The 18,073-nt window shown below is 35.4% G+C and carries 14 protein-coding genes; 6 read left to right on the top strand and 8 right to left on the bottom strand.

Annotation, left to right across the window (positions count from 1 at the left end; genetic code table 11):
• Window positions 1-23: 23 nt before the first annotated feature.
• From CW752_RS11425 to porU, 3 genes are all read right to left on the bottom strand, one after another.
• Window positions 24-440, bottom strand: coding sequence for a hypothetical protein (locus tag CW752_RS11425; protein WP_101239843.1), 417 nt, complete (start codon window positions 438-440; stop codon window positions 24-26).
• A gap of 65 nt (window positions 441-505) precedes the next feature.
• Window positions 506-1,669 carry a type IX secretion system outer membrane channel protein PorV gene (porV, locus tag CW752_RS11430; RefSeq protein WP_101239844.1) on the bottom strand — a complete coding sequence of 388 codons (1,164 nt, stop codon included), beginning with the start codon at window positions 1,667-1,669 and terminating at the stop codon, window positions 506-508.
• 59 nt (window positions 1,670-1,728) lie between these two features.
• The gene (porU, locus tag CW752_RS11435) at window positions 1,729-5,634 is read right to left on the bottom strand and encodes a type IX secretion system sortase PorU (RefSeq protein WP_101239845.1); all 3,906 of its coding nucleotides are present in this window, start codon (window positions 5,632-5,634) and stop codon (window positions 1,729-1,731) included.
• Window positions 5,635-5,799: 165 nt separating this feature from the next.
• On the opposite strand from porU, the gene gldJ reads away from it, so the two are divergent.
• Window positions 5,800-7,401, top strand: a complete 1,602-nt coding sequence (gene gldJ, locus CW752_RS11440; protein ID WP_101239846.1) for a gliding motility lipoprotein GldJ — start codon at window positions 5,800-5,802, stop codon at window positions 7,399-7,401.
• Between the two features lie 147 nt (window positions 7,402-7,548).
• Window positions 7,549-8,820: a UDP-N-acetylmuramoyl-tripeptide--D-alanyl-D-alanine ligase gene (locus CW752_RS11445; RefSeq protein ID WP_101239847.1), complete on the top strand. Its 1,272-nt coding sequence runs from the start codon at window positions 7,549-7,551 to the stop codon at window positions 8,818-8,820.
• 413 nt (window positions 8,821-9,233) lie between these two features.
• Here the strand turns inward: CW752_RS11445 and CW752_RS11450 are convergent, their stop codons facing one another.
• Window positions 9,234-9,842, bottom strand: a complete 609-nt coding sequence (locus CW752_RS11450) for an NUDIX hydrolase (RefSeq protein WP_101239848.1) — start codon at window positions 9,840-9,842, stop codon at window positions 9,234-9,236.
• 36 nt (window positions 9,843-9,878) lie between these two features.
• On the opposite strand from CW752_RS11450, the gene CW752_RS11455 reads away from it, so the two are divergent.
• Window positions 9,879-10,268 carry an orotate phosphoribosyltransferase gene (locus CW752_RS11455; RefSeq protein WP_101239849.1) on the top strand — a complete coding sequence of 130 codons (390 nt, stop codon included), beginning with the start codon at window positions 9,879-9,881 and terminating at the stop codon, window positions 10,266-10,268.
• A 710-nt stretch (window positions 10,269-10,978) separates the two neighbouring features.
• Here the strand turns inward: CW752_RS11455 and CW752_RS11460 are convergent.
• Genes CW752_RS11460 through CW752_RS11470 form a run of 3 tightly spaced genes read right to left on the bottom strand, consistent with a single transcriptional unit; the run spans window position 10,979 to window position 13,917 of the window.
• Window positions 10,979-12,022, bottom strand: a complete 1,044-nt coding sequence (locus CW752_RS11460) for an anhydro-N-acetylmuramic acid kinase (protein ID WP_101239884.1) — start codon at window positions 12,020-12,022, stop codon at window positions 10,979-10,981.
• A 10-nt stretch (window positions 12,023-12,032) separates the two neighbouring features.
• Entirely contained in the window at window positions 12,033-12,623 is a 591-nt protein-coding gene (gene lptC / locus CW752_RS11465) for an LPS export ABC transporter periplasmic protein LptC (RefSeq protein ID WP_101239850.1), read from the bottom strand.
• 1 nt (window position 12,624) lies between these two features.
• Complete coding sequence (locus tag CW752_RS11470) at window positions 12,625-13,917, bottom strand: hypothetical protein (protein ID WP_101239851.1); 1,293 nt, start codon at window positions 13,915-13,917, stop codon at window positions 12,625-12,627.
• A 376-nt stretch (window positions 13,918-14,293) separates the two neighbouring features.
• Between CW752_RS11470 and CW752_RS11475 the strand changes: the two genes are divergently transcribed.
• Window positions 14,294-15,412 (top strand): ATP-binding protein, encoded by a 1,119-nt coding sequence (locus tag CW752_RS11475; RefSeq protein ID WP_101239852.1) that lies wholly within the window; start codon window positions 14,294-14,296, stop codon window positions 15,410-15,412.
• Between the two features lie 326 nt (window positions 15,413-15,738).
• Here CW752_RS11475 and CW752_RS11480 read toward each other — a convergent pair whose 3' ends face one another.
• Entirely contained in the window at window positions 15,739-15,972 is a 234-nt protein-coding gene (locus CW752_RS11480; protein ID WP_133121683.1) for a hypothetical protein, read from the bottom strand.
• A gap of 166 nt (window positions 15,973-16,138) precedes the next feature.
• Here CW752_RS11480 and CW752_RS11485 point away from each other — a divergent pair, with 166 nt between their 5' ends.
• Complete coding sequence (locus CW752_RS11485) at window positions 16,139-16,765, top strand: TetR/AcrR family transcriptional regulator (protein ID WP_101239885.1); 627 nt, start codon at window positions 16,139-16,141, stop codon at window positions 16,763-16,765.
• Window positions 16,749-18,065: a TolC family protein gene (locus CW752_RS11490; RefSeq protein WP_101239854.1), complete on the top strand. Its 1,317-nt coding sequence runs from the start codon at window positions 16,749-16,751 to the stop codon at window positions 18,063-18,065. Before CW752_RS11485 ends, CW752_RS11490 begins: the two co-directional genes overlap by 17 nt.
• The last annotated feature ends 8 nt before the right edge of the window (window positions 18,066-18,073 follow it).

Consider the following 18,073-nt stretch of genomic DNA (forward strand, 5'->3'; position numbering starts at 1 on the left):
GACAAAGCAGACTGACCATTCATCTATTGAACTTTTTCAAAGGTATATTCAATCATTTCGTCTTGCCAGTCTTTTCTGTATCCAAGTAAGGTATTCCCTTTTTGTTGTAAACGGAATCCATGTAAAAAACTCTCTTTAGAAGGTGGAGAAGAGTAGGAGAATATAATTTCACCGTTTGAATTCAATTTCCAGGTTGCATTAATCTGATATTTGATAAATTCCTTGCAGGATCTTACATTTTTTTCGGTGATGTTCACATGATTTTTTTGAAAATCTAATACCAGGTAAATCATATATCCGGCACACGGGTCCGGTTTTGTCGTTTCTTCACATACACTTCCTATGACGGCTCTAAAACTTTTTCCAACCAGATTGGTCTGTGCTAAGTAGTATTGACAGCAGCTTAAAAAGAACAAAAGTATAATGGAACGTTTTTTCATAAGCTTTATTTGATTCCAACAAAAAAGCCTCATGATGATGAGGCTTTTATATAATTGATGTTATTTTAACGATCATTGTTTGATGTTTCATCTCCGATGTTCCATGTAAGACCGAAACGAAGTGTATTGTCTAGAGCAGTATTGATCTTAGACATATTAATCAGGTAAGAAAGATCCAGTCCGAAAGAACGGTATTTTAGGCCAATACCAGCTGTAGCAAACTGTCTTGCTCCTTGCTCTGCACTTTCATTGAAGTAACCTCCTCTTACGGAAAAAGCATTATCATATGAATATTCAATAGCGCCGCTATACATGATACTGTTCTTATTTTTGAAAGATTTTCCAATACCTGCCATTACCCCTACGTTGGGAATCTGGTAATCAGGTTGTCTTGTATTAGGGTTTATTCCTACATATTCAGCTCCCGGAACTAAAAGCTTTGAACCTTCAACGCTGATTCCGATTCTGTTCATATCATCCAGATACATATCATATCCAACCCCTAATCTTGCCATAGTCGGAAGATAGGATCTTGATTCTTCATTTCCAGTATAATCCAATTTCGGACCCAGGTTCTGGATGGCAAAACCTGCATTTACTTTTCCGTCATATCCTCCGATACTTGAGAATCTTGGTGAAGTATAGTATCCTGAAACATCTACTGCGAAAGAGTTAGCAGCTTTAAGTGTTGTATCTGTATTGAACCCACCGGCTAAGTCTGAACGGATGAATCTACCTGTAACAGCCATTGAGTAGGAATCAGAAAGTTTCAAACCATAGGCAACGTCAATAGAGAATTCATTTGGTTTTGATGTACCCATTGAAGCTACTTCGGTACCTACCAACTGGGTAAGATCCACTTGCCCCATATTGAAATAATAGATACTTGCGGAAATGGTAGACCTTTCTTCCTGCCCCAAGAATTTATGGAATGATCCATAAAGTAAAAATACGTCATTGGTAAGTTTTCCCATATAAGGTGTATAGTTAAGACCTATGGAAGAACTTGTTCTGCTAAAAGGATATTTTGCAGCATTCCAGAATTGTGAAAATGCATCCGGAGATGTTACTACCCCTTGATCTCCCATACCTCCAGATCTTGCATCCGGTGCAATTCTTAGAAAAGGAGCTCCGGTAAGTACTGGGCCAACTTTACCTAAATCTTGCGAATAGCCTAGAAAACCAGCACTTAAACCAAATCCTAAAAGCAGTTTAGTAGTTAAATTCATATGTTGTCTTTTATATATTATCAGTTTTTTATTAATTTTATTGTCTATGTATTATTCAATTATTTCAAAAGTACCATTTTTTCTACAGCTGTAGCACTTCCTTTGCATTTTTCTTGATTTTGACTTTTTGCAAATATCTTAAAAATATACGTACCTTTTGCTACTGTAGACCCAAAATCATCTCTTCCATCCCATTCTATAGCTTGTCGAGGGGTTCTAAAGCCTTGTAGGAATGGTTCTGCAACTACGGGTTGTGATAATGTTCTTACCAATCTTCCGGTAATTGTATAAATCTGTACATTCACATTCAGGATATCATCACAGTTATGCTCAAACTGAATGTAAGTCTTATTTGTAAAAGGATTTGGCCAGTTCAACGGTCGGTTGATCACTAAGTGTTGATCGGATTCATCCTTAACTTCAAAATTTAACGTAGCAGTTGTCGAATTATTGTTTATATCCCAAACTTTAAATGTTAACTGATGTTGGCCAATTGCCAGATTTTTGAATGGGTAGGTTACATTTCCTTTTTGATAGTCGGCAAGACTTGGATTTAAACATCCGTTTCCTTCCCCTGCAGAATAGAAATCATTTAACACAACTGTATTGATGATTTGTCCATCCAAGTAAGTGGTAATGTCATGACCAACTCCTGATCCGGTAGAGTTAATTCCCGTATCATCTGTAAGACATGCCAAAAGCATTGGGTTTTGATTGGTAATTCCACCATCAGCAAAGTTGGTGTTATTCATGTATAATTTTACTTTTGGAGGTTGGTTGTCATTCACTCCGTTAGGATTGATATCACCTACCTGTACAGCCTGATTGTTGAAAACATCCGACACCTTGTTATCGGCATAGGCTAATATCCTGCCTTGTCCTACAGCATAATTGATGTCTTTTGGAACATAGAATTCAGCAGTGAAAACTCCATTTACTGCTGTTCCGGCAGCTTTTACAATCGGGCTTCCTTCTTCGGTATAACTTAATACGGGAGAGAGGGCTCCATTGTTGTTTAAGGTTTGTTTGTTTAATCTTTTATCAAAAATATTGATGGAAACTCTTCCGTTAAAAGTATTGTTTAATGTCCCGTTAGGGTTGTTGATATGTCCTTTTACTTTTACAAAATCCAATCCTCTGATTAAACCTGGAACTGGAGTTTCAATATTATCTATTACCAAAAATCTTTGAGGTCTGCTCAATTTCATAGCAGGATCTCCCAGAAGATTTACTTTTAAGTGATTACTGTTGGCTCCGTATTGTTTTTTTGCATTTAAATGAGAATATCCTAAAGAACTGAAGTCATCGTTGGTTAATTTAAAAATATTCTTGATATAAGAATCTGTGAAAGTTCGTCCGTAATCTACACCAATAGCCCGGCTGGAGGTAATCATTGTTGTAGCACCTCCTTGTTTTGTTTTAATAAATTGCTCACCGACTGAGTTGATAGCCGGATCATCCCATAATGTAAAGTCACAGGTAATTGTAGATACAAACGGGAATCTACTGTATACGTTAGAATAGTTGTTGACGTTTTGAACTTCCGTAGCTGTTAATACTCTGGCTTGAGCCCACCCATTGATTCCTCCGTGTCCGAAATATAATAAATATAAGCTGTTTCCGATTGCATTGGAAATGGCTTGATTGACTTGTGGATATCTTGGTCCTGCAGCTGTACTCTGAGCAGGGAAAGCATCCAGGTAAAGTTTTTTTACATTGTATTCCTTAAGTTCCTGTTGCCCGGGCTGCTCAAATGTATCTACTAATGTACTGTTTACCACATTATGAAACGGACCGCCTCCATCAGCTGCATCGTCTACCACAAAATCCAGTTTCATACGCCATTCACCAAATGGACTGGATTGCCCCGGTTGTGCATTGTAATAAGCCAGTGTTTTGTTGATCATGTCTCCTGCTTCAGTAACATTGGCTGCCGGAATCCTTCCTACAGGTAAATCTGGTAAATTATTTTCAATAATAGCTGCAGTTTGTGGCTGGGTCATGACTATATAATCATCTGTAATAAATGAAGATATAAGATCATTGGAATATTCACTTTCGTATCCGCTTACAATATTATTGTTGTTAGAAATTCTGTTTTTATAATCATAGGACGCATCTCCAAGAATAAACACATATTTAAGCCTCCCTTGAGGAGCATTTAATTTGGTGACAAAATCTCTTACAGCGGTAAGGTCTTTACTTCCGCTTCCGAATTCTTCATAGATTTTATTAACATCTACAACTTCTACCTTATAATTGTTTTTGTTCTGATGATAATTGGCAAGTCTTTGTGCCTGTCCCATCATTTCAGGAACTGTAAGTATCAAATAATCTATATTTTGCAAAGCGGAAAGGTTCTGATTACCGATTCTGCCTACAAATTGTGGACTGAAAGCCGCATCAGCCCGGAATGCTACGAATTCATTATTAAAATTCTGATCAGCAGCGATATAAGCAAAATTGAAAGATCCTGCACCTGCTTTATTAACAGTTCTTTTAGCATTGGTAATATCGGTAACATCCCATACCTGTTCTATATTAGATGCATTGGAAATACTGAATCCATAGTTTTCATTACTGCCACTTACAATGGAATAATCCCTGAAGTTCATCTGTGAACCATTGAAGGCAAGGTTTTCTTTATACTGTACTTCAGCATAATCCAAATAAAACGTTCCGTTAGGATTTACAGAAATATTCGGGGTATATTTAAATGTAATTTGATTCCCTGTCAGGTTTGTGATCTGATTCGCAGTCCTGGGGTATTTCATGGGATAGAAAACAAACTGATAGGTAGACTGATCTGCAGGGACTGTAAATGTAGTTGGGTTTTGATCGTTGATTTTGAACTCAAGTGTATTTTGTTGTGCAGTATAACCTATTACGCGTGTGCCATATCTGATGACATCAGTAGCTTGTATCGGAGATTTGGTAGTAAAGGTAACGGTCTTTTCAGTTGTAAAAGGGGTATCTTCTACCCATGTTCTTCCTATTTTTAAGAGATTTTTCTGATCGTTATTGATGACTTGATAGTCATCATATCTTGTAATAAGCTGAGCGGGCAGGTTACCGTCAATGGTTTGAACTCTTTTACCCAGACCTTTGTCGAAGTTAATATAATAATATGAAAAGTCTTCGTATATATTTTTTACGTTGTTACTTCTATCGGATCTGGTATCTGTTCTTTTGAAGCCATTTCCATTCGTGGTACTATAAATATTATATCCGTTCGGACCTTGAGCGTAGAAAAGAGCATAGTCGTTATCATTCCATACCCCGTCATCTTCACCTACTACCTGAATGGCATTTTCCTGTAAAGCATCAAACCTTGGGTCCTGGTTAAATTCAGGAAGCATAATTCCTCCATTTCCATAAATTCTGAAATTTTTAGGATTTACAGAAGACGGATTAATTCCATTATCTCTTAAAAATTGAGACGTAATTTTAAATATCCCGGATTTGTCAACTTTTATTTTATAAAAATTACCACTGGATAGAGGATTGTTTGTTGTTCCTATTTTATTGATTCCGCCTGAAGTGTTTAATGGGGCAGAAGATTCGGTAATATTAAAAGAAGATAATCTTTGAACACGTCCATTAATGTTTTTAAATAATGCTACATTGATGGCGGCATATCTTTCTCCTTCCAAAGTAAAATAAGAAACATCAGCAATATCATGATCAGGTAAAGTTTCTTTACTCAATTCAAATAAATCTTTGTTGGAAACTGTCTCCCAGGCAAGATCTGAAACTTTCAATTGCTTTTCTCCGATTTTTTGCTTGGTTGCTATAAAAACGTTATTTTGGCTGAAAGAAAAACCTTCATTTTTGAAAATGGGAAGATTTAATTTTGTGTCACCAAAGTCTTGAATTTTTGAGCCGTTCCATTCGATCGTGTTTCTTTGAGCGTAAAGCGCTGAAGTAAAGGCGATTAAGGATAGGAGCGTTATTTTTCGTCTCATGTTTATTATTGAAATTGCTAAATTACAAAATAAATGAAAATTTTAGAATTAAATTGTGATACAATAAAATTAATTTGTTAACGTTTTTCAAAAAAATCAAATCTTTATTTGATTTATTGAATAATTTATTTTTTCTTTGTACTCTTGAAAATATTTATATCGACTATGAAAAAACTAAAGTTGTTTTCATTAATAGCATTAAGTTCTACACTTGCATTAACCAGCTGTGGCGGATCAGGAACCAGCAAAGGTGGCGGTACCAAAAAATTTGTCAGTAAAACAGGTTGGAAACCAAACGAAAAACAGGGTTGGTTTTTTGCAGGAAAGCAACAGAAGCAGAAAGGTTGGCCGGGAATGGTATATGTAGAAGGTGGAACTTTTACAATGGGATTAGTGAAAGATGATGTTATGCATGATTGGAATAACACGCCTCGCAGAATGCAGGTAAGTTCATTCTTTATCGGAGAAACTGAGATTACTAACTACGAATACCGCGAATACCTTACATGGTTGAAGTATGTATTCCCACCAAGTGACCCTAGCTTTAAGGAAATCTATAACGGTGCTTTGCCGGATACCTTATTATGGGACAACAAATTAGCTAGAAACGATTATAATGAAACATACCTGCGTTCTCCGGAATTCGATTACTATCCGGTAGTAGGAGTTTCCTGGACTCAAGCAAACAGATACTGCGAATGGTTGACAGACAGAGCCAACGAAAAAGCTTTGATGCAAGCAGGTATTATTGCTAAGGATTTGTACATCAACGAATCCAACAACCAGGGAGGAACTGCATTTAACATGGATAAATTCAAATCGAATGATCCTGAAATGCAAGGATATATCAATGAAAAAAGAATGCAGCAAAAATCTGGTATGAAAACTACTAACCAGAGATTATTATCTGCTAACAGAGCTCCGAATGCTGCAATGGTTCAGAAGTTCAGACTTCCTACTGAAGTTGAATGGGAATATGCTGCTCTTGGAATGGCTAAAAACAGAGAATACAACCAATACCTGGGTAAGAAACCTCAAATTGAAAGATTAAGAGGTACCAAAGGAAAAGAAAGAGGAATGTTCCTTGAAAACTTTAAAATGGGTAAAGGAGATTATTCCGGTATTGCAGGATGGAAAAACGACGGATCTGCACAAACTTCAGATGTAAGACAATATCCATCTAACGATTTAGGAATCTATGGTATGTATGGTAACGTTTCCGAATGGACGGCAGATGTTTACAGACCTATCATTGATGAAGATTACAATGACTTCAACTATTATAGAGGAAATATGCCTCAGACGATTGTAAGAAACGGTGACGGAACTTACAAAATGATCGATGAAGGTACTATTAAATATGATACTCTGGCAGATGGAAGATTAGTATATAAAGGCCTTCCTGGACAATTCGAAAGAGAAACAATCGCTGACTACAGAAACTTCAGAGACGGTGACAGACAATCTTCTTTAGAATATTACAGAGCTTCAGATTCTGCTTCATCTTTCGATATGTACAATTCTCCTAAAAAGAGATTTATCGTAGATGGCAGCGGTAGAGTTAAAATGCAGAAAGACTCTAAAGACAGAACTTCAGCAATGTCTAACGACATCAGAGTTGTAAAAGGAGGTTCTTGGCAAGATACTGCATATTGGCTGGATCCGGGGCAAAGAAGATATAAAAATCAAGGCAAAGCTTATGGTTGGATTGGTTTCCGTGTTGCACAGGATGCCAGAACAAACGATAAGAGTAGAACAAGAAGATAATATTTATCAAAAAATACTTATAAAAAACCTTCCGGATTTCCGGAAGGTTTTTTTATTTTTGAACCATGAAATCGCTTTGACCAAAAGTATAAAACACTCGTGTAAATTTGGTGATTGCATGTGACCTCTTAAAAAATATATTTCCAAATGAATATAGAACATTTTTATCCTTTATTTTTACAGGCAAATAAAGTAACGATCGATAGCAGAAAAATAGCAGAGAATGATATTTTCTTTGCCTTTTCAGGAGAAAACTTTAATGCGGCAACCTTGGCAGAAAAAGCCATAGATGGTGGTGCTTTGGCAGCGATTGTTGAGCAGCCTGAATTTGAAAATAAAGATAAAAATATTTTCTGTGTATCTTCCACTCTTGAGTTTTTGCAGGAATTGGCTATTTACCATAGAAGTAAGCTAACGATTCCTTTTATCGGACTTACGGGAAGTAATGGAAAAACCACAACAAAAGAATTGATCCATGCTGTGCTTTCGGAGAAATTTAACGTTCAATATACCGCAGGAAATCTGAATAATCATATCGGAGTTCCTTTAACCATTCTCTCCATTAAACCGGAACATGAAATGGCGGTGATAGAAATGGGAGCAAACCATCAAAAGGAAATTGAATTCTTATGTACAATTTCCCAACCTAATTTCGGATATATTACCAATTTTGGAAAAGCGCATCTTGAAGGTTTTGGAGGTTTTGAAGGAGTGATTAAAGGAAAATCTGAACTGTATGATTATCTTAAAAACCATCACCAGACAATTCTTGTCAATGAAAAGGATTCTATTCAGGTTGAAAAAACGAAAGGATATTCTCCTATCATTAGTTTTGGAAAAGAAAGATCAGATTATAATTTTGAATCTTTCTCAGAAGATCATTTTGTAGGAATGGCTTATCAGGGGGTGAAAGCGGTTTCAAAACTGACAGGGGAGTATAATTTTACCAACCTTTGTGCTGCGGCAAGTCTCGGACTTCATTTCGGAATCGACTTTACGAAAATAAAACACGCTATTGAACAGTACACCCCAACCAATATGCGTTCTCAGGTTGTTAAAAAAGAAAATAAAACGTTGGTATTAGATACTTATAATGCCAATCCAAGTTCAATGACAGCTTCATTGCATAACTTTGTTACTTTTGAAGGTCGTAAAACCATTATTATTGGTGATATGTTGGAATTGGGTATAGAAAGTGAGAAAGAGCACCAAAACATCTTAAAACTGGCACAAGAACTCAATTTTGACGAGATCATTACGGTAGGTAAACACTTTAAAGCAGTGAATTCTTCTCATCTTGCTTTTGAAGATACTGGTGCATTAATAGAATATCTGAAGCATAATACCATTCAGACGGATAATATTTTGCTGAAAGGATCCAGGGGAGTGGCTTTGGAAAAGGTGATTGAGTTTATCTGATTGTGAAGGGAAGTTAGAAGCTGGAAGAAGGAAGTTCTTGAGAGCAGAGTATAGCTGGTTTTTCTTTTGATTCAATTTTAGTTTTTTGAATATAGAAAGGAAGCTGGGAGCTGGAGGACGGAAGTTCTTGAGAGCAGAGTATAGCTGGTTTTCTTTTGATTCAATTTTAGTTTTTTGAATATAGAAAGGAAGCTGGGAGCTGGAGGATGGAAGTTCTTGAGAGCAGAGTGTAGCCGGTCGTCTTTTGATTTAATTTTATCATATAGAAATATGAAGCTTGGGATGGGGGAAATCTTAAAGGTGAATCAAGAAGAGCTATCTTTTTTGTCCACCTTTAAAATTATTATGATCACTGGAAGTAAACCGTCAAGTATAACTTCCGGCTTCATTCTTCCAGCTTCCAGCTCAGGGCACTATTTCTTCGAATCCCAGAATTCTTTTACAATAAGCTTAATATTTTGGAATGTGCTTGGAAAGACCTCGTTCTCAATTTGTGAAACATTTTTCCAGGCAACTTCTGTGATACCTTCTTCAATCTGAGGTTTAGAAGTATCCTTTCCATTAAAGTTCATTTCAAACCAGTGGGTACATTTTAATATTTTTTCACCGTTTCTTTCTACATAGATATGGTAAGTAGTATTAATGAACTTTACCAGTTCTACATCTCTAAGACCGGTCTCCTCTTCAATTTCCCTTACGGCAGATTCTTCTCTGGATTCTCCTTTTTCCATTTTTCCTTTTGGAAGGTCCCATTTGCCTAGTCTTTTGATGAAAAGCGTATCACCTTCCGGATTGTTAACGACGCCTCCTGCAGCTTCTATGATTCTGAAAAGCTTCTGGAATTCCTGCCAGATTTCATCAATATTCTCACCAAAAACATTCAGTTCCTGGACAGAAGTATTTTCTAAAAGATCCAATGCAATCTCTAAAGTCATGTAACTTTCATACCCAAGCTTTTTTTCAAGTTCTTCAGGATGCTTAGATAGTAATAATTTTTTTTCGTTGACAAAAACTTTATACATTTGTAAGAATTAAGAATTTAAATACAAAAATAAAAAATGAATTTAGAAGGACGAAAAATTATTGTCAATAAATCATCCAAAGAGCTTACGGAATTACTGAAATCTCCTGAAAATTACAAAGAATTTATGCCGGACGGTCTTCAGAAATTTGAAACAAGAGATAATGGTTTTAAATTTGGATTACAGGGAATGCCTGAAATCGCATTAAAAATAGATGAAGTAGACGATCAGAAAGCTGTTTTGAGATCGGCAAGTTCAAGTTTAGATTTCTCATTAACGGCGACTTTGAATCCGATCGGTGAAAACCAAACAGAAGTTCAGATGTTATTTGAAGGGAAATTTAACCCGTTCATCAAAATGATGGTAGAAAAACCACTCCAGAACTTTATCAATACTTTGACCGATAAAATCGAAGCCTATAAATAAGAAAACCTTCAAAATTTGAAGGTTTTTTATTTTATTCTCTCGGATACTTTAACTTGCAAGCAAATATGTCATAGAATCGGAAAATTCTATGGCAAAAGTAAGTTGATTTCAAGAAATAATGTGGAGAAACAAACATTATCATTCCATAAGAATCTGGCCCATTTTATTTGCAAGCATTAAAAACACGAGCAATTACCCTCCAAAAATTATGCGTAAACATCTGTGGAAATCGATTTTATCTGTGGGGAAAAATTAACCACAAAAGTCACAAAAGTTTTTATTTAAAACACTTTAGTTCACTTAAGTTAGTTTAAAATGATGCTGTATCAAAGTACACATAAGAAGAAAATCAAAGATTTTCAAAAAACTTTAGTGTGCTTCCTATGTGCAAAGCTTGTCACTTAAAATTACTAAAGTGTTAAAAAATGATTGTACTTCAACTATATTTTTAAAACCATTAAGTTATTAAGGATAGTTAAGATGAAAATCAAAGATTTTCTTTAGCCGTAGCCTTAAAGCGAAGCTTCTCTTAATATTCTTATCCTCTTAATTTCTTCTTAATGGTTTAAAATAAAAGATAGAATATATAAGGTTAGGTTCCTTCGGAATGACAATGTTTGTGTGTATCACATTATTTGGTGAGACTAACCTATTTTTATATTTTCATGTGATTTCAGCAAATAATAGGATAAAGTCTGGTTTAAAATCCTCTAGGCCATCAATCCCGAGCAATGGTCATGAGTACTTCCTGTAGCGGAAGAAAGAACATTGATTTCATTATTTAATTTTAAAACACCCATAAAGCCGAAAATAAGGGCTTCTTTATAATTGATGATTTCTTGGTGAGGAACTATAATTTCAGCTTCAGTTTTGGCTCTTATGGTATCAACTAAAAACGTGTTATATGCTCCGCCGCCGGTGAAAAGAATATTTTTCACTTTATGCTCATTGATAATTTTTGAAATCTGTTGGGCAATATGTTCTGTACAGGTTGCCAATGAATCCAAAGGGTCCTGGTTTTCCAGCAATGGAAATACATATTGATTGCACCATTCTATACCTAAAGACTTTGGATGGGGCTGATGATAAAAGTTCAGAGAATTAAGTTGTTGTAATAATTCGTCATTTATATTTCCTTTTCGGGCCAGATCACCATTTTCATCAAAATTTTTATTGAGCTGTTGAGCCAATCTATTCAAAACAATATTGACGGGTGCAATATCGAAGGCTATTCTTTGACCTTGAGATGTTAAGGAAATATTAGAAAATCCACCTAAATTAAGGCATGCGTGATAGTCGGAAAAAAGAAGTTGATCTCCAATAGGAACCAAAGGAGCTCCATTTCCGTTCATGAGTACATCCTGACTTCTGAAATCAAAGGCTACAGGTAGTTTAGCAACGAGTTTGATTGCTCTGCCATCCCCAATTTGCAGGGTGAATTTTTTTTGAGGTTGGTGGAAAACCGTATGTCCGTGCGATGCAATAAGGTCGATGTTGTCAAGCCGGTGTTTTTGGATGAAATCTGTAACTTGTTCTCCGAGGTAAAACCCATATTCGGTATGCAATTCCAGTAATTCTTCTGCAGATAAATGAATGGAATGTCTAAGCTTATTTTCCCAAACGTTAGAGTAGGGAAGGGTTTCAGCTTTTAGAATCTGAAAAGTCCATTGATCTAGCTTTTCAAACTCTGCGAAGCAGATATCCAAACCATCCAGACTTGTTCCGGACATAAGCCCAATCACTCGAAATTTCATCGTTATGGAATTATTTTTTGTTTTCGGAAATCCTTTTCGAATTAAAGTTTCCTGAATTATTATAGAAAGTATATTCGGAAAAGTCATCTTTGGCAGTCATCCCATTGGCTCCTACCAATGTAGAACCGTCTTCCATTGTTACATATACTGTATCTTTTGTATAAATTCTGTTTTTCTTCTGATCCCAGTAGATGCTCTGCATGGCAAATCGCTGGCCTTCATTAGTAGTAATTCTTACATCGCCTTTGGCTTCATAGAATTTTTTATATTCAAAAATACGAGCATATTTGGCTGTAATTTTTCCCGGAATTTTCGGTTTCTTTTTATCGAAAAATTCAATATTGATCCCTTTTCTGGCCACTACATACGGACTATCAATCAATTCATATTTTTCAATGATGGGAGCTTTAGCTTTCAATGTGACAAAACCGGAATCCCTTTGAATGATATTGGCGTTATTAATGATTTGCGAGGGAAAATTTTTACTTTGATTACCTTTTGCTTTGGTAAGATCTTCCTCACAAGAAGTCAATATAAAAAATATAGCACAACTAAAAAGGTATGCTATATTTTTATATGATATTTTTTTTGAAAATTTCATTCTAGTTATAAAGAGCCTTTCTGAACCATTTATCAGCAAAATTAAAGCCGATTTTAAGATTGATATAGTTCTGGTTGATCAGGTTATCCTTAAGAGTTCCTCTTTTACCAATTTCTAAACCTAATTCAAGACCGCTCATTCTTGTAATACTGCTGTTCTTGAATGGAAGCATTACTCCGGCAGTAATACCGAATTTGTTGATGCTGTTTCCGTCTAATTTTAGATTTCCTCTTTCATAGAAGGCACCATATCTGTAAATTACCCTTGAGAAATAACTTCTGAAGTTGTTATAGTTAGGAAGATACCATCCTCCGGCGGAAATTCTGTAAGTATCCTGGAAGTCGAAGGTCTTTCCAAAGTAAGAGATGTTTTCTCCTTTTTTATAATCAATCTGTCCGGAAAGGAACCAGTGGTTTTCACTTCCATATCCAACCCCGACAGAAGCCTGTAGAGGAAGAAGGTTTTTGGAACTTACACTTTGTTGTTCGATAATCGTCTCATTCGCTTTTGTTCCTGCCGCATCAGTATATCGATAAGTACTGTTGGTATAATCCGTAGTCATATTGCTGGTATTACCAAAAGTAGCGGTAGCACCAATCGTTAATTTCTTATCTGTACGGGTATTCAGTTTTTGATAGCTGGTACCAAGTGTAAAGTTGAAATTTCTGACTCTGTTTTTCGTTTCATAACCATTGATGAATTCTGAATTTGAAGCACGGAATTCATTAAGGTCATACAAATCTCCAAAATATAGGTTAGCTTTTGCTCCTACAGAAAATTCCTGATTGATTTTGTAAGATAATGCTACTTGTGCCGTATTTAATGTACCGCTTCCTTTAAATCCGTTCTGATAGATAATGTTATTATTATTTTCATCTTTGAAGGTAGTATTCGTTACCACGTCATAGCTTTTAGAACTGTAAGGCTGGTAAGAAATCCCCATTTTCATCTTTGCAGATAAAGGAAACGCCAAAGCAATATTAGAAAGATACGTAGAATGCTTTGTAGATTTCATATCGTTATAATTCGATTTGAAATAATTGTTTTCGTTGGTTGCTTCCAGTCTGATACTTGTAAGCTCGAAATTCGCGTTGTTTGCAGGGTTAGCAAAATTGAAACTACTCGTGAAGTCACTTATAAAAGCGGTTGATATCCCTCCCATAGAAGCAGTTTCGATCGTATTATCATATTTTACATCTCCAATTCCGTATGTCGCATAAGGAGAGTTGCTTAGACTCTGTGCATTCAGAAAATATCCAACTGATATGAATGATACTACAAAGATTTTTTTCATTCTTTCTTTTTAAAACAATGCGCAAATATCTTAAATATTAATGAATTGTAAAAATTATATGTGGTTAAAGTTTGTTAAGGGCTGTATAATGGGGAATTTTTAATCATTCTATATTATTTATCTCAATTGTGAATCACAAATTTGCCTTGTTTTGTCAACTTTGATGCTCAGTCTTATAATTCACTACTGGACGTGATGTGAATAGTGAATAGTCAATCCGCTTGCTCGTGAATTTTTATCGGATACCTATTCACTATTGACTTTGCGAAGCAAAAATTGACCATTGCCTCAACTTAATGGAATTCTAAACTGACAATCCACATTACTCATCAATTTCTTTACCCAAAATTTACTCCCGATTTCTTATCTTTGAAACATGAATTGGGAGAACATCGCCGGACAGGAAAACCTGAAAAAACTTCTTAGAGAAAGCATTGCCGAAAACAGAGTAAGCCATGCCCAACTTTTTGTAGGAAAAGAAGGATATGGAACACTGCCTATGGTATTGGCCTATGCCAGAGAAATTTTAAGTCAGGAAAATGAACATGCTGCATCAAAAGTAGAGCATCTTAATCACCTGGATCTGCATTTCAGTTTTCCCGTTTTTACAGATAATAAAAACTCTTTAAGTAAAAATAAATTTGAAGAATTCAGGGAAATGATCCTTGCGTCTCCCTATGCCAGTTATGATGACTGGACAGCCTTCCTGGAGTCAGAAAATAAACAACTTTTTATTTCTGCTGATGAGATTGATGATCAAAACCAAAAATTCTCTTTAAAAAGTTTTGAAGGAGGAACCAAAATTCTCATCGTTTGGCGTGCCGATAAAATGAATATTGCCGCTTCCAACAAGTTTCTGAAGTTTTTGGAAGAACCTCCCGCGAAAACCATTATCCTTCTTACAGCTGAAAGTAGCAATGATATGCTTCCAACAATTCTATCCAGAACACAAATTGTAGAAGTTCCTAGAATTAATGACGAAGATATTGAGACTTATCTTAAACATAATTTTTCTGTTTCTGGGGAAAAGGTCAGAGAAATTGTGCATGAAGCTCAAGGGAACCTTAATGAAGCCGTAAAGCTGTTGAATTCAGGAGACAAAACCAATGAGTTTGAAAAGCTTTTTGTACAATGGGTGCGTGATGCCTTTATGGTAAAAAAGAAACCAGAATACCTTAGAAGTATTATTTTTTGGGCAAGAGAAATAGCAGGATGGAACAGGGAAAAGCAAAAGAATTTCTTAAATTACTGCTCAGAAATTTTCAGATTAGCACTACTTCAGAATTATCAGTCTGAAAATTTGGTCTACAAAAAGATCAATGCAAATGGATTCAATTGGGCAGGATTTTCAAAATTTATCAGCGGGGCCAATATTGAAAGTATTTTAGAAGAAATCAATGCTGCTGATCTGCATTTAACAAGAAACGGGAATCCTAAAATTGTATGGACGGATCTTGGAATTAAATTATCGAGGTATATTCATAAAAATTCATAGATAAGACTTGTTGATAGATCAAGTGCAATTGTAAAAGTCTTAATCTGTTATAGTGAGGGCTCAATTATGCTTTGTTCTTAAATTTTGAGATTTGTCCATTATCATTACTGTTCTGATCTACTGTGATTGTCATCCTGTAAGGATCCAGACCCTTGGAAGACGGCATTCTAAAAAACAGAATGTGAAAATGCTGCCTGGATCTCTACGAGATGACAAGGTGGGTGAATGTGTGTCCAACCCATCAAATACCAATAAGGTATATTACTAAGTAGATAGCCTTAATCTTGATCTTATAAGTTTTTTAATGTCTTAAAATTAAAAGCTTTTTAGGCTGTTTTTTTCACTTTTGCAGCTTTTTTATCCTTTATTTTAGATGTGTTTTCTGCAGTTTTTGTTTTTGCATCACAGCCTTTATGATGAGCATCAGAACATGCTTTTTTATCTTTTACAGAACATTCTTTCTTGTCTTTGCCTGCACAACATCCTCCTTCTTTGGGTGTTTCCTGAGCGTAGTTTAGTGAGAATAAGCCGATTGCTAAAATTGAGATGAGTTTTTTCATGATCATAAAATTTTTAAAGTAAGTAAATGTAATATTTTTTTTGAAATTGTTTTTCGATAGAAATTTTCTTCTGTGCATCATCAATTAAATCTATATTAAAAAATCAATCAATCGTTTGATTTGAATAAAAACTTATGTAAATTTGCGCCCTGAAAATGGAAGTGATATGATTTCAAAAGAAGAAAATATATTATTTGCTGCCGAAAAACTTTTTGCTGAAAAAGGTTTTGAAGGAACTTCCACCAGAGAAATTTCTAAAGCAGCGAATGTAAACATCTCTATGATCTCTTACTATTTTGGATCTAAAGAAAAGCTTTATGAAAAATTAGTTGAATACAGAATGAATGAAGGACAGTTTTTCTCAAAAGATATCGTGGAGAGAACAGACCTTAATGAATGGGAAAAGATTGTTAAGATAATAGACCAGTTTTCCAGCAGAATTCGAGATCAGAAATGTTTTTACAGGATTATGCAGAGAGAGCAACTTCATGCTGAAAACCCACAGATTGTAGAATTTTTGAAACAAACAAAAATGGGATTCATCTCTATGTATTCCCAAATATTGGAAAGCGGATTGAAGAATGGTATCTTCACCAAAAATCCTCCTATTTATCTACTGCATGCAACAGTAAGCGGAACTTTGTTTTACGCTTTCAATGCCAAAGAAATGTACAAAGAATTCCTCAAAGATACCGATGAAGAGGAAGTTTTTGATGCAACCTATTACACAGAACTTAATAAACATATTAAACATTTACTAAAAGACCTTTTAGGTTATGAAGAGAATAAATAACTCAGTGATTGCATTATCACTATTCGTAGGAATAGCAAATGCAAATGCTCAGGAGAAAAAAACACTTTCTCTTGACGAAGCTGTGCAGCTGGGAATCCAGAACAGCAAGAATCTTAAGATCGACGCAGCCAAGATCGAAGAGGCGACTGCTAATCTTTTGGAAGCTAAAAACAGACAACTTCCCGAATTGAAAGTGTCCGGGAGCTATATGTACCTTCCCATAAAACCGAATGTTGATATAAAACTACCAGGACTTTCTGGTGGAGCAGGCGGTCCGGAAGTACATCAGGTTCTTTATGGTTCGGCTAACCTTAGTGTTCCCATCTATAGCGGAGGAAGAATTAAATACGGAATTCAATCTGCAAAATATTTGGTAGAAGCATCTAAGCTGAGTACAGAAAATGATAAAGTTGCGATAGCTTATAATGTAGCTCAGGCTTATAATAATTTATTTAAAGCTAATCAATCCATTAAAGTTTTTGAAGAAAACCTTGTCGCTTCTCAAAAAAGAGATGAGACTTTCCTTAAAATGGAAAATAACGGATTGATTGCCAGAAATGACAGATTAAAAGCAAACCTTCAGACTTCAAATATTGAATTACAGTTATTAGAGGCTAGAAATAATTATAATATTGCTAACATCAATATGGATTTGTTATTAGGTCTTCCTGAAACCACAGCGCTTGAAGTAGATCAAAATTATATCGATGAAGGCACAGACGTAAAGCCTGTCGATTTTTATGTAAATGAAGCGAAAGAAAATCGTAAGGATTTGCAAGCTTTAGCGCAACAGAGAAAAGCTGCGGAGCTGGGAACTAAATCGGCAAAAGCAGAAAATCTTCCGTCAATAGCATTTACAGGAGGATATGTAGCCGCTGATATTCCTAAGTTTCTTACCGTGTACAACGCGATAAATGTAGGAGTAGGTATTTCTTACAATTTATCCAACATCTGGAAAGAAAACTCATCTTTGAGACAGTCTCAGGCCAGAGAAAAACAATTGGCTGCTACTGATGAGCTTTTGAACGATAACATCAAGCTTGATGTCAACAGAGAATATCAGAATACAGATTATTCTAAAAAGAGGATTGCTGTATTTGAAAAATCGGCTGAACAGGCTAATGAAAACTACAGAATCACAAAAAACAAATATGACAACGGCCTTGCAACCATGACGGAACTATTGGATGCAGATGCAGCTCAGATTGCAGCTAATGTAGGCGTAATCAATGCAAAAGCCGATGCTGCCTTAGCTTATAGAAAACTATTACAAACAACAGGAACTTTAACAATTAAATAATCAGATCG

It is taken from the genome of Chryseobacterium sp. PMSZPI (genome assembly GCF_002835665.1).
GTDB lineage: Bacteria > Bacteroidota > Bacteroidia > Flavobacteriales > Weeksellaceae > Chryseobacterium.